Source organism: Streptomyces sp. NPDC085866 (assembly GCF_044541035.1).
GTDB lineage: Bacteria > Actinomycetota > Actinomycetes > Streptomycetales > Streptomycetaceae > Streptomyces.
The window spans coordinates 675,723-688,760 of the sequence record NZ_JBITSQ010000001.1 but is presented as its reverse complement, the minus strand read 5'-3'; the positions used below and the strand labels follow the sequence as shown (position 1 = coordinate 688,760).

11 protein-coding genes are annotated in these 13,038 nt (G+C 72.6%); 2 read left to right on the top strand and 9 right to left on the bottom strand.

The features are described from left to right. Positions 1-20 precede the first annotated feature (20 nt). From ACIF83_RS03020 to ACIF83_RS02990, 7 genes are all read right to left on the bottom strand, one after another. Positions 21-434: an SseB family protein gene (locus ACIF83_RS03020; RefSeq protein ID WP_399723016.1), complete on the bottom strand. Its 414-nt coding sequence runs from the start codon at positions 432-434 to the stop codon at positions 21-23. Positions 435-827: 393 nt separating this feature from the next. Then, positions 828-2,018, bottom strand: a complete 1,191-nt coding sequence (locus ACIF83_RS03015; RefSeq protein WP_399723014.1) for an exo-alpha-sialidase — start codon at positions 2,016-2,018, stop codon at positions 828-830. Positions 2,019-2,021: 3 nt separating this feature from the next. Continuing rightward, positions 2,022-2,687, bottom strand: coding sequence for a response regulator (locus tag ACIF83_RS03010; RefSeq protein WP_393465245.1), 666 nt, complete (start codon positions 2,685-2,687; stop codon positions 2,022-2,024). After that, on the bottom strand, positions 2,684-3,952 hold the full coding sequence (locus ACIF83_RS03005) for a sensor histidine kinase (protein WP_399723011.1): 1,269 nt from the start codon (positions 3,950-3,952) through the stop codon (positions 2,684-2,686). The genes ACIF83_RS03010 and ACIF83_RS03005 overlap by 4 nt, the downstream gene beginning before the upstream one ends. Positions 3,953-4,008: 56 nt before the next feature. After that, a complete protein-coding gene (locus ACIF83_RS03000; RefSeq protein ID WP_399723009.1) occupies positions 4,009-6,093 on the bottom strand; it encodes an MMPL family transporter in 2,085 nt (694 codons plus the stop codon). 281 nt (positions 6,094-6,374) lie between these two features. Next, on the bottom strand, positions 6,375-7,058 hold the full coding sequence (locus ACIF83_RS02995) for an ABC transporter ATP-binding protein (RefSeq protein ID WP_393465239.1): 684 nt from the start codon (positions 7,056-7,058) through the stop codon (positions 6,375-6,377). Beyond that, a complete protein-coding gene (locus tag ACIF83_RS02990) occupies positions 7,055-8,143 on the bottom strand; it encodes an ABC transporter permease (RefSeq protein ID WP_399723160.1) in 1,089 nt (362 codons plus the stop codon). The genes ACIF83_RS02995 and ACIF83_RS02990 overlap by 4 nt, the downstream gene beginning before the upstream one ends. Positions 8,144-8,311: 168 nt before the next feature. On the opposite strand from ACIF83_RS02990, the gene ACIF83_RS02985 reads away from it, so the two are divergent. Together ACIF83_RS02985 and ACIF83_RS02980 are read left to right on the top strand one after the other, a co-directional pair. Further along, positions 8,312-9,526, top strand: coding sequence for a sensor histidine kinase (locus ACIF83_RS02985; RefSeq protein WP_399723007.1), 1,215 nt, complete (start codon positions 8,312-8,314; stop codon positions 9,524-9,526). Further along, positions 9,523-10,158, top strand: coding sequence for a response regulator (locus tag ACIF83_RS02980; RefSeq protein ID WP_393465234.1), 636 nt, complete (start codon positions 9,523-9,525; stop codon positions 10,156-10,158). Before ACIF83_RS02985 ends, ACIF83_RS02980 begins: the two co-directional genes overlap by 4 nt. Positions 10,159-10,303: 145 nt before the next feature. Here the strand turns inward: ACIF83_RS02980 and ACIF83_RS02975 are convergent, their stop codons facing one another. Then, a complete protein-coding gene (locus ACIF83_RS02975; RefSeq protein WP_399723004.1) occupies positions 10,304-10,999 on the bottom strand; it encodes a TerB family tellurite resistance protein in 696 nt (231 codons plus the stop codon). 185 nt (positions 11,000-11,184) lie between these two features. Beyond that, on the bottom strand, positions 11,185-12,906 hold the full coding sequence (leuA, locus tag ACIF83_RS02970) for a 2-isopropylmalate synthase (protein WP_393465228.1): 1,722 nt from the start codon (positions 12,904-12,906) through the stop codon (positions 11,185-11,187). Positions 12,907-13,038: the final 132 nt, after the last annotated feature.

Here is a 13,038-nt window from a genome sequence, read left to right as displayed (position 1 = left end):
TGCCGTCCCTCCCCCGTCAGTCATCCGGTTTCGACACCGGAGTCCATGTCCAGCACGTCACGCGTACGTGTTCCGGTTCCGCTGCCGCCGAGCGCGCCCATGTCCGGCCCGTCCACGGCGACCCCCTCCGGCACGATCCCGACGACCGGCGGCAGCACCAACCCCCGCTCGCCGTCACCGGCATCCACCAACACCCCGCACGGCAGCCCGGTCCCGGCCACCGCCGGTACACCGGCATCCAGCACCGCGGCACCCCACACCGCGCGGTACCGCCAGTTCCGGTCGCCCTCCCCGCGCGCCCTCACATACCGCGCCAGCGCAGCCTCGTCGGTGAATACGAGCAACCATCGTGCCCCGCTCGTCTCCACCGTCAGGGCCGCACCGTTCCCCCCGTACGGGACGAGGACGCGGCGACGCCGGAACTCGCCCAGCATCGTGCGGAACCTGCGCTGGTGTTCGCGGAGTTGAGTGGCCTGTTGCGGAGAGAGCAGCGCCTCTGCCTGGGCAGGTTGCTGTGCGGTCGCGAATGCGCCGGTGTCCGGCGGCGGTTGGGGTACGGGGAGAGCCTCGGCAGGCGGCGGCGTACGACCCGTTCGCACAACTGTCTGCTCGGCGATGTCCGCCAGCGCCGACCTGGGCGGATGCACTCCGGTCTCGTCCGTCGTCCTCGCCGATCCCGTCGGCTCAGCGCTGCCCACAGCGCCTTCCCCCCTCACCAAGTATCCTGTCGCGTTCAATCACTTTCGTTCACTGAACGACCTTCGATACTCACCTGTGTGGACCGATACGAACAACGTCGGTCGGATCAAAAAGGGTTAAAGCATCGGTCAACTGGCAAGCCGAGTCAGCCGCATCCGCCGGAACTCGATCGTCTCGTACGGCCCCGTCACCCCCGTCTCGTACAGGAGCCCGACCCTGTCGCGGCCTAGCTGGACCAGGTCGGAGTAGGCGGCCGGGCGGTCTGACAGGGTCACCAGGCGGGTGAAGGTCCGGCCGGCGTTCGTGCTGGACCAGAGGCCCATGGCCCGGCGGGCGGTCGGCACCGACGGGCCGGAGAACAGCAGTGGTTGTGCACCGCCCTGGAGCTGGAGCACGCTGCCCTCGACCACGGGAACGTCGTTCAGCGTGCGCTGGACGGCGAAGGGGCGGACGAGACTTCGGCCGCCGTCGCCGCTGTAGGTGTCGAGCCGGTGGCCGCGCCCGCTGCCGTTCTGGTCGCGGGAGCTGATGTAGAGGCGGCCGTCCGGGAGTTGGGCGACGCTGGTCTCGTTGGCGTTGGTCACCCCGTCGTGGGTGCCGTCCACGAAGCCCAGGTGCCAGGTGCGGCCGCCGTCGTCGCTGTAGAGGGCGTGGGCGCCGTAGTACCGGGGCTCCCGGCCGGTGTCGGAGGAGCCTGGAGGCGGGGCGGCGGAGTGGTCGGCGGGGACGAGGAGGCGGCCGGCGTGCGGGCCGCGGGTCAGGGCGAGCGCGTGGCCGGGGCCGGTCGCGTACCAGCGCCAGCCCGGCGGCTTCACGGCGGCAGTGATGTCCCGCGGGGGCGTGAAGCTGCGGCCGTCGTCCCGGCTGCGCTGCACGAACACCCGGCGGCCCCGTCCGGGCGCGACCTCGCCGCGCATGATCTGGGCCTCCGTCACGGCCCCGCTGTTGTACGACGTCACCAGCACGACGGCGCCGGAGCGCGGGTCGACCACGGGGGCCGGGTTGCCCCGGGTGTCCCCGTGCCCGGCGGCCACCACCTTCAGCGGGCCCCAGGTGCAGCCGCCGTCGGTGGAGCGGCGCAGGACGACATCGATGTCGCCGGTGTCGGCGGCGCCCGTGTGCCGGCCCTCGGCGAAGGCCAGGACCGTGCCGCGCCGGGTGACGACGGTCGCGGGGATGCGGTACGTGTCGTAGCCGCCCTTCCCGCCCACGTACGGCACGGAGGAGACGCAGCCGTGTGCGGAGTGCGCCGGGTGGACGGCGGTGAGCGGGGTGAGGAACGCGGTGGCGACGAGAAGAGCGCGGCTCAGCGGGATCACGCCTCACATGCTCCCCGGAATCACCAGCCCCGACTCGTAGCCCACGATGACCAACTGGGCCCGGTCGCGCGCCCCGAGCTTGCCCATGATCCGGCTCACGTGGGTCTTCGCGGTGAGCGGGCTCAGCCCCAACACCTCAGCTATTTCAGTGTTGTTGAGGCCACGGGTGACCAGCGTCAGCACCTCCCGCTCCCGGTCCGACAGACACTCCGGGCCGCCCGTCATGGGCGCGGAGGGGCTGCGTAGGAACCGCTCGATCAGGCGTGCCGTCGGCCCCGGTGAGAGCAGCGCCTCGCCCGCGGCGACCGTGCGGATCGCATCCAGCAGGTCGGCCGGACGGGTGTCCTTCACCAGGAACCCGGAGGCGCCGGCGCGCAGCGCGTCCACGATGTTCTCGTCGGTGTCGTAGGTGGTGAGGACCAGCACCTTCACCCCGGCGAGGTCCTCGTCGACGGCGATCAGCCGGGTCGCCTCGATGCCGTCGAGGTCGGGCATGCGGACGTCCATCAGCACCAGGTCGGCGCGCGTGGTGCGGGCGAGGTCGACGGCCTCGCGTCCGGTGGCCGCCTGCCCGACGACCTCCATGTCCGGCGCGGACTCCACGAGCATGGCGAACGCGGCCCGGACGAGGGCCTGGTCGTCGGCGAGCAGTACCCGGACGGGGTTCATCTGGTTCCTCCCAACGGCAGTACGGCCGTCACCTCGAAGCCCTGCGAGTCCTCGCGCGGCCCGGCGGCCAGCGTGCCGCCGACGCTGCGGGCCCGCTCCCGCATGCCGACCAGACCGTAGCCCGGCGTACCGTCTTTGGCGCCCACGCCGTCGTCGGTGACGTGGACGCGGAGGGCGTCCTCGTCCGCGTACACGCGCACATGCACCGTCAGGTCCTCGCGGTCTCCGTGCCGTACGGCGTTGGTGAGCGCCTCCTGCACGATCCGGTAGGCGGCGGCCCCCACCGCGGGCGGCACCTCGTCCACGGTGACCGCGACCTCCACCTCGGCACCCGCGGCGGTCCGCGCGAGGCCTGCCAGGCCGTGCAGTCCGGGCAGCGGACCGCGGCCGTCCGAGGAACCGGGGTCGCGCAGGACGTCCAGGGTCGTGCGGAGTTCGCCACGGGCCGTGCGGCAGGTCTCGGCGATGTCGTCCAGGGCCTTGGCGACGGCGGCCCGGTCCAGGCGGCCGGGATCGGCGGCCAGGACGTGCGCGGCGACCGAGGTCTGCACACCGATGAGAGTGATGCTGTGGGCGAGCAGGTCGTGCAGGTCGCGCGCGATGCGCAGCCGCTCCTCGGCGACTCGGCGGCGCGCCTCCTCCTCGCGGGTGCGTTCGGCGCGTTCGGCGCGTTCGACGATCGCGGTGACGTGCCGACGGTGGTAGCTGACGGCGACGCCGAGGAAGAGCACGGCGATCACCCAGCCGGAGGTGCGCAGCACCTGGACGGCATGGTGGGCGTTCACCGTCGTCATCACGCCGACGATGACGGTGAGGACGGTGATGCCGGTCAGGACGGTGCGCAGGGGGCGACTGGTGACGGCGACCGTGTAGAGCGCGGTGAGTCCGGCCGGGATCGTCGCCGCGTGGTTGTTGTCGAGGGCGTTGTACGTCGCGATGAGGGCCACGTCGGCGGCGAGCACCAGCAGGGGGCGGTGGCGCCGCCACACGAGCGGTACGTATGCGGCGAGCAGCAGCGCCCAGCCGAGCGCGTCCGGGCGGCGGCCCGGGTCGGTGAACAGGGCGAGACACACGGCCGGCACGGCGAGGGCGAGGGCGAGCAGGACGTCGTTGCGGGTGGCGTGCGGGGCGGTGAGGGGATCGCGGTTGATCGCCGCGACGATCCGCTCGCCCTGGCGGGTCCGTCCCGCCGCCGGGACGCCGCGCACCGCCGCCGGGATCCTCGGAGCCCGGCGGCGGCCTGTCGTGGTCGTGGTTTCCTGCACGGGGTTCATCTTCCGGTAGGCGGGCGCCCCCGCCGAGGGCAGGGGCGCCCGGTGGTTCAGCCCACGGGCTGCGGTGCCCGCTCGGCGCTCGCCGCGTCCGGTGTCCGGGACAGCGGACCCGGCCACCACACCTTCCGGCCCAGCGCCACGCTCGCACTGGTCACCAGGTAGGTGCGGACGAGGAAGGTGTCCAGCAGGACCCCGACCGCGATGACGAAGCCCAGCTCGACGAGTTGGACGAGCCCCATGTTGGTCAGCACCGCGAAGGTGGCGGCGAGGACGAGCCCGGCGGACGCGATGACTCCACCGGTCGTCCGCAACGCGGTCAACGCGGCGGCGGCAGGCTCCAGACCTCGCAGCGACTCCTCCCGCATCCGGTGCATCAGGAAGATGCCGTAGTCGACGCCGAGGGCGACGAGGAACACGAAGGACAGCAGGCCGAGGCCGGGATCGGTGCCGTGGAAGCCGAACAGCGGCTCGAAGACCAGCCCGCCGAGGCCAAGTGCCGCTCCCCACACGGCGACCACGGCGACCACCAGGAGCAGCGGGGCGACCAGGGACCGCAGCAGGACGATCAGGATGAGCAGCACGGAGAGCAGGACGATCGGTACGACGACCAGCCGGTCACGGGCGCTGGTGTCCGCGAGGTCGAGCTGCTGGGCGCTGGGCCCACCGACCCGGGAGCCGTCCAGCCGGTGCCTCAGTGCCTTGATCGTGGCGGTCTCGGCGGCGGACTGGGGCGGTGCGGACGCGGTCACCGTGATCTCGGTCCAGCCGCCGCCTGTACGGCCCTGCCGCGCGCCCGCCACTCCCTTCGTGCCCCGGATCGTCGCCAGGGCGGCGTCGGCGCGGCCGGCCGGGGTGAGGATCTCGATGGGCTGCGCGGACTGCTCCGGGAAGGCCTTCGCCACGGTCTGCATGGCGGTGACGGAGTCGGGCCGGTCGACGAAGGTGTCCACTTGCTTGAGCGGCCCGGGCAGGTTCAGCGCGCCCAGCGCCAGTACGCCGAGCAGGGCGGCGCCGGAGGCGAGGACGGTCAGCGGGCGGCGCCCGGCCGAGGAGCCCATCGCGGCGAACAGCGACCGGCGGACCTTGGGTGTGGAGCCGTAGGCGGGGATGAGCGGCCAGAACAGACGGCGGCCCAGCAGGACCAGAACGGCGGGCAGCAGGGTCAGCATCGCAACCAGCGCGCACAGCACGCCGACCGTGCCGAGCGGGCCCATGCCCCGGCTGGAGTTGAGGTCGGCGGCGAGCAGGCACAGCAGTCCGGCGGCCACCGTGCCGGCGGAGGCGAGGACGGCGAGCCCGCAGCCGCGCAGCGCCGCCCGCATGGCGTCGTACGGCCGCTCGTGGCGTCGTAGCTCCTCGCGGTAGCGGGAGACGAGGAGCAGGGCGTAGTCGGTGCCGGCGCCGAAGACGAGGATCGTCATCATGCCGGTGCTCGCGCCGGTGACAGCGGTGCCGAAGGCCTGGTTGAGGGTGTAGGCGGCGGCCTGGGCGAGGAAGTCGGCGACACCGGCGACGACGAGCGGGACCAGCCACAGCAGCGGGCTGCGGTAGATGAGGATCAGCAGGATCGCGACGACGGCGACGGTGGTGTAGAGCAGCGGGCCGCCGAGGGACTTGTAGACACCCGAGGCGTCGGTGGCGAGGGCGGCCGGGCCGCCGACGTCGACCGAGAGTCCGCCGGTGTCGTGGACGATGCTGCGCACGTCGTCGACGAAGGCGTCGCGCTTCTTCTCGTCGGTGCCGGGTTCGTTGCTGGTGACCGGATACATGAGGGTGGTGCCGTCGGCGGACGGGATGCCCTGTGGAGTACGGCCGCCGGTCAGGGTGTGCCGGTGGGCGAGGGCGTCGACCTGCTCGCCGGCGGTGGCCCGGTCGGCGGCGGTCAGGCCGCTCGCGCGGCGGTAGACGAGCACCAGTTCGGTGGTCTGGCCGCCCGGGAGGCGGTCCTGGAGCCGGGCCACCTGGGTGGAGTCGGCGGAGGCGGGCAGGTAGTCGGTCGCCCGGTTGTGCTGGACGTCGCCGAGCTTGGCGGCGAACGGCCCGGCCACGGCCAGCAGGACCACCCACAGGCCCAGCGCCAGCCAGGGCAGGCCTCGTCGCCCGCCTCTCACACGTGTTGTCGCGGCCCCCATGGAAACGGGCCCTCCCTCCGGAGCGGATGTCTGGATACGGCTTCCAGACTTCCGCCGGAAAGGGGCGCGTTCGTCGGGCGCGGGGGCGAGTTCGGCGGTACTCCGCAGGGCGGCCGGGCGGGCGGACTACTCCCTGGGGAGTATCAGGAGGGCGCTGAGCGATCGGGCATGTCGCGGGCGAGCGCTGGTCCGGCCCGGTGCGGGTCCGCCCGGGGGTGTCCCCATGGTCCCGGGTATCACCCGCCCCGGCTCGTGGCCGAAGCCCCTTCCGGGGTCTTCGGTCAGCAGGGTGCCGTCGCGAGGCGGAGGCGTCCGTCGTGGACCTCGGCGATCCGGTCGACCGCGGTGAGGTGGGTGCGGTCGTGCGTGACCAGGACGGTGGCGATGGCCTGCTCACGGGTGAGGCGGGTGATCAGGTCGACGACGGCGGCGCCGCGTTCGTGGTCCAGGGCGCTGGTGGGTTCGTCGACCAGAAGGACGGCGGGGCCGTTCATCAGGGCACGGGCGATGTTGACGCGCTGGCGCTGACCACCGGAGAGCTGGTGGGGCCTGCGTCCGGCCTGGGCCGCGACGCCCACCGCGTCGAGCAGTTCCATGGCCCGGCCGTGGGCCCTGGCCGGTGACCGGCCGTCGATCCGGGCCATGACCTGGAGCTGCTCGGCCGCGGTGAGGGAGGGCAGCAGGTTGGGCTGCTGGAAGACGATGCCGATCTTGTCGCGGCGCAGCCGGGTCAGCTCGTCACGGGTCATGCCGGTCGTGGCGGTGGAGTCGATGGTGACCGTGCCGGCGTCGGGGGTGATGAGGGTGGCGGCCACGGCGAGGAGGCTGGACTTGCCGGATCCGGAGGGGCCGACCACGGCGGTCAGACTGCCCTTGGGCACGTCCAGCGTGACGTGGTCGAGGGCGGTCAGGCGGGACTCTCCATCGGGATAGGTGAGGGTGATGTCGGTCAGGTTCAGGCTCATCGGGCGCTCCCCAGAGCGGTCAGCGGGTCGACGGAGGTGATGCGGCGGACGGACAGGGCGGCCCCGAGCGCGCCGAGCAGGATCATCACGGCGGCGGGGACGAGGACCGTGGCGGGAGTGAGGAGGAACGGCACCGCGCTTCCCGTGACGAGGGCGCCGAGACCGGCTGCGATGCCGGTACCGAGGAGGGTGCCGCCGGTCAGGAGGACCGCGGCCTGGCCGAGGGCGTCCCCGAGCAACTGGGCGGTGGAGGCGCCGAGTGCCTTGAGGACGGCGATGTCGCCGCTGCGCTGGATGGTCCAGACGGTGAAGAAGGCGCCGACGACCAGGGCGGAGATGGCGAAGAGGAAGCCGCGCATCAGCTGCAGGGAGCCGTTCTCGGAGGCGTACGAGCCGATCGCGGACAGCGAGTCGTCCTTCGAGACCGTTCTGGTGCCGATGGCCCGGTCGGCGGCGGTGAGATCGGCGCCGGAGCCGGTGTTCAGGGCGATCACGGTCGCGGTCGGGCCGTCGTCGGCGCCGGCGGGGGGCGCCGTCCTCGCCCAGGCGTCGAGGCTGGTCCAGATCACGGGGGTGTGGCTGAAGGAGGCGTCGCCCTGCACGGCGGCCACGGTCAGCTTCTGTCCGGCCAGGATGAAGCGGTCCCCGGGCGCGAGGCCCAGGTCGTCGGCGGCCGTGCCGGACAGCACCGCCGCGTGCCCCGTGATCCTGCTGCCCTCGGGGGCCAGGCGGGAGCCGGGCCGGACGCCGAACACGGAGACCCCGGTGCTCCTGTCGCCCGCGGTGGCCCTGGTCGTGCTGATGCCCAGCGGTTCGGCGCCGGTGACTCCGGGGACCTCGGCCCACCGCCGCCACTGCTCCGCGGTGACGGTCGAGTTGGCGTACGACAGCTCCTGGGCTCCGCCGGGCACGTGGAAGGCGATCCTGTCGGCCGGCAGGCCGGTGATGGCGGAGATGTTCTGCCGGCCCAGGCCCGCGGTCAGTCCGGAGAGCAGCCCGACCAGCAGGGTGATGAGCACGATGACGGTTCCCATGAGGGCGAACCGCCCCTTGGCGAACTTCAGATCTCTCCAGGCGACGAACACCTTGGCCTGCCCTTTCCGGCGGTGGAAGCGATAGGACCCCAGCGTCGCCTCCGCTGCCCGTGCCGGGCATCCGGCGACGGACGGCACTTCGCGGACCGAAAGGCGGCGCGCGGGTTGTAACTTTCGGCGGAGGCCCGGCCCGGACCGGTTCCTTAGGCTTGAGGGACTGTGAACACCGCCGCTCCCGCCCTGACCCCGACCACCCGGACCCTGGCCTGGTGCCTGCACCTGCTGATCGTCGCCCTGCTCGCCCTGGCCGCCGGCCGCGCCGTGACCGAAGGCCGGCCGCACGCCGGGGCGACGGTCGCCGTGGCCGTGGCGTGCGGGCTCGTGTACGCAGCCGGCCCGCTCGTGCCCCGCATCCGCGGCGACCGGCGGGCCGCCGTCTGGTGGCTGGCCGCCGTCGGCGCGGTGTGGCTGGTGTTGCTGGGCCTGACCGCCGACGGGGTGTGGGTCGCCTTCCCGCTGTACTTCCTCCAGCTCCACCTGCTGCCGCGTCGGACCGGCCTGGCCGCCGTGGCCGCGACCGCGCTCGCGGCGATCGCCGCGTTCGCCGTCCACCAGGGCTCCTTCAGCGCGGCCATGGCGATCGGCCCGGCGATCGGCGCCGCCGTCGCGGTCGCCGTGGTGTGGGGATACCAGGCCCTGTACCGGGAGAGCGAACAGCGCAGGCGCCTGATCGAGGAACTCACCGCCACCCGCGCGGACCTGGCCGAGGCGCAGCACACCGCCGGTGTGCTGGCCGAACGCGAACGCCTGGCCCGGGAGATCCACGACACCCTCGCCCAGGGCCTGTCCAGCATCCAGTTGCTGCTGCGCGCCGCCGAACGGGCCCTGCCCGACGCTCCGGAGAACAGTGCCCGCTACGTCGGCCAGGCCCGCCAGGCCGCGGTCGACAATCTCGCCGAGGCCCGCCGCTTCGTCGCCGCCCTCGCCCCGCCCGCCCTGGAGGGCACCACCCTGGCCGGCGCTCTGGAACGGCTGTGCGCCACCACCGGTGCCCGGCACCGGCTCACCGCCCGCTTCCGCCTCAACGGCGATCAGGCACCGCTGCCGACCCCGTACGAGGTCGTCCTGCTGCGCGTCGCCCAGTCCGCCGTCGCCAACACCGTCCGCCACGCGCGGGCCACCACCGTCGAGGTCACCCTCCGCCGGTGCCGCGACCATGTCGCCCTCGACGTCGTCGACGACGGCATCGGTTTCGACCCCGCCGAGCTGCCCGCGCCCGACCCGGAGAGGGGCGGCTTCGGTGTGGCCTCCATGCGCGCCCGGCTCGGCGCGCTCGGCGGCACCCTGACCATCGAGTCCGCCCCCGGCCAGGGCACCGCACTGGCCGCCCGGCTCCCCCTCGCCCCACCCGCCGAGACCGAGGCCCGTCCGTGACCGACTCCGCCATCCGCCTCCTCGTCGCCGACGACCATCCCGTGGTGCGGGCCGGGCTGCGCGCCGTCCTGGAGACCGAACCCGGCCTCGTCGTGGTGGCCGAGGCCGCCACCGCCGAGGACGCGGTCGCCCGCGCCGCCGCGGGTGACATCGACGTGGTGCTGATGGACCTGCAGTTCGGCAGGGGAATGGGCGGTGCCGAGGCCACTGCCGCGATCACCGCCCGGCCGGGCGCTCCCCGGGTTCTGATCGTCACCACTTACGACTCGGACGCCGACACCCTCCCGGCCATCGAGGCCGGCGCCACCGGCTATCTCCTCAAGGACGCCCCTCCCGAGGATCTCGCGGCCGCCGTGCGCACCGCCGCAGCGGGACGCACCACCCTGGCTCCCACGGTCGCCGACCGGCTCATGAACCGCCTGCGCGACCCCGGCGCCGCCCTGACCCGGCGGGAGACGGAAGTCCTCGCCCTGGTCGCGGCGGGCCTGTCCAACCAGGCCATCGGCCGGCGGCTCCACCTCACCGAGGGCACGGTCAAGTCGCACCTGGCCCGCGTCTACGCCAAGCTCGGCGTGGACTCACGCACCGCCGCCGTCGCCACCGCCACCGACCTGGGCCTGATCAGGCGCTGACGGATCAGCAGGCTCCGGTGTCCCTCGCACGTCACGTCGAGGGTCTGGTGTCCCCTCGCACATCACGTCGAGGAGATGCCGTGAAGCCGTTTCCTCGGCCCGGGATCGGTGCCGTCGTCGAGCCCGGTGATCCGGGCGGCACGGGTCAGGACGGAGTCCGCGCGGCGGCCAGCAGCCGGTTCACGTCGTCGGCGCAGATGGTGAGCGCGGCGCCGATCGTGGCCAGTGCGTCCCGTTCCGCGGGTGTGTAGGGGCCGTCGGCCACGGCGATGCGCGCGGCCTGCAGGAGCAGGGACTCGCGGCCGACCGGGGCGAGGTGCGCGGCGAGGGGGTCGAGGGCCTCGTGCAGCTCTATGGCGAGGCTCGCCCCGCACGGTCCGCCGAGGACCCGGCCGGTGTCGGCGGCGAGTGCCTCGACCAGGGCGGCCAGCTGGTCCTCGGTGCAGTCCTCGAAGCCGGCGGCGCGGACCGCGGTGGCGGCCGTCTCCAGGGCCGTACGGGAGGAGGCGCCGCCGGCGGCCAGGACGGCGAGGGCGACGGTGTGCACGGCGTCGCGGAGCATCGCGGAGAAGCGGCGGGTGGTGGGGTGGTCGAGGACGTCGGTGCCGAAGTGGTGGCGGCAGGCGGCGCACTCCACGACCGGTCCGGTCGCCCCGCGTGGCAGCACGGGCACCCCGAGGAAGGTGAAGCGGCGGCGGCCGGTGAGCCGCTGGTAGTTGCGGTCGCCTCCGCAGCCGGGGCAGTAGAACTCGCCGTCCCCCACGGGTGTCCATGCGGTGCGGGTGCCCAGGAGGCGCACAGCCCGGGTGGCACGGTCTTCTCGTCCCCGTACTGGCAGCACGTCGCACCTCCGTAACGACGCGGCAACATCGCCGCGCTGGCGTGATGTTAGCCACATCACGGAGGCTGAGTCAGCACCTCGTACGAGACCCGTCCGTGACCTGATGGGTGCGATGGCCGATAAGCGACGGGGCCCTGACCGCCGTATACAGCGGTCAGGGCCCTGAAAGTGCAGGTCGGCGAGGGTCAGCGGGCGGCGCGGTTCACCGCGGAGACGACGGCCTTCAGCGAGGCACGCGTCGTGTTCGCATCGATGCCGATACCCCACAGAACCTTGTCGTCGATCGCGCATTCGATGTAGGAGGCGGCCTGCGCGGAGGCACCCTCGCTCATCGTGTGCTCCTGGTAGTCCAGCAGGCGTACGTCGATGCCGATGGACTGCAGGGCGTCGAAGAACGCAGAGATCGGACCGTTGCCGGAGCCGGTCAGCACCGTGTCCTCGCCGTCGACGGTGGCCTCGACGGTGAGGGTGTCCACGCCGTCGGTGTCGGTGGTCGACTGGCCGGTGCGGACCTGGATGCGGCCCCACGGGTTGCCCGGGTTCGGCAGGTACTCGTCCTGGAAGACCGACCAGATGTCGCCGCCGGTGACCTCTCCGCCCTCGGCGTCCGTCTTGGCCTGGATGATCTTCGAGAACTCGATCTGCATCCGGCGCGGCAGGTCCAGCTTGTGGTCGTTCTTCAGGACGTACGCGATACCGCCCTTGCCGGACTGCGAGTTGACCCGGATGACCGCCTCGTAGGAGCGGCCGACGTCCTTCGGGTCGATCGGCAGGTACGGGACCGCCCACTCGATGTCGTCGACGGTGACGCCCTTGGCCCTGGCGTCGGCCTCCATGGCGTCGAAGCCCTTCTTGATGGCGTCCTGGTGGGAGCCGGAGAAGGACGTGTAGACCAGGTCACCCACGTACGGGTGGCGCGGGTGGACCTCCATCTGGTTGCAGTACTCCCACGTACGACGGATCTCGTCGATGTCGGAGAAGTCGATCTGCGGGTCGACGCCCTGCGAGAACAGGTTCATGCCCAGGGTGACCAGGTCGACGTTGCCGGTGCGCTCGCCCTGGCCGAACAGGCAGCCCTCGACGCGGTCGGCGCCGGCCATCAGCGCCAGCTCGGCGGCGGCGACGGCGGTGCCGCGGTCGTTGTGCGGGTGGACGGACAGGCAGACGTGCTCGCGGCGGGACAGGTTGCGGTGCATCCACTCGAAGCGGTCCGCGTGCGTGGAGGGGGTCGAACGCTCCACGGTGGCGGGCAGGTTGAGGATGATCTCGCGGCCCGGGCCCGGCTGGTAGACGTCCATGACCGCCTCGCAGACCTCCAGCGCGAAGTCCAGCTCGGTGTCGGTGAAGATCTCCGGCGAGTACTGGTAGCCGAACTCGGTCTCCGGGCCCAGCAGCTTCTCGGCGTACTCCATCACCAGGCGGGTGCCGTCGACGGCGATCTGCTTGATCTCGTCCTTGGAGCCGCGGAACACGACCCGGCGGAAGACCGGCGCGGTGGCGTTGTACAGGTGGACGGTGGCCCGGCGGGCGCCCTTCAGGGACTCCACGGTCCGCTCGATCAGGTCCTCGCGGGCCTGGGTCAGTACGGAGATGGTGACGTCCTCGGGGATCGCGCCCTCTTCCTCGATGATCGAGCGCACGAAGTCGAAGTCGGTCTGGCCGGAGGCCGGGAAGCCGACCTCGATCTCCTTGTAACCCATCTTGACCAGCTGGTCGAACATCCGGCGCTTGCGCTCGGGCGACATCGGGTCGATCAGGGCCTGGTTGCCGTCCCGCAGGTCGGTGGAGAGCCAGCGGGGGGCGACGGTGATGCGCTGCTCCGGCCAGGTGCGGTCCGGGATGTCGACCTGCTCGTAGCGGCCGTACTTGTGGATCGGCATGGAACTGGGCTGCTGGCGGTTGGCCATGATGCGGGGGCTCCTTGGGAGGTGTCCGGAAGGACGGCCGACGACGCAACGCCAAGCTCCGCGGGGAGGGAGTCGGCCTCGACTACAGGCCCTCGCCGCGGCAGCTAAGAAGGAGCAGCCCGAAACGCATGA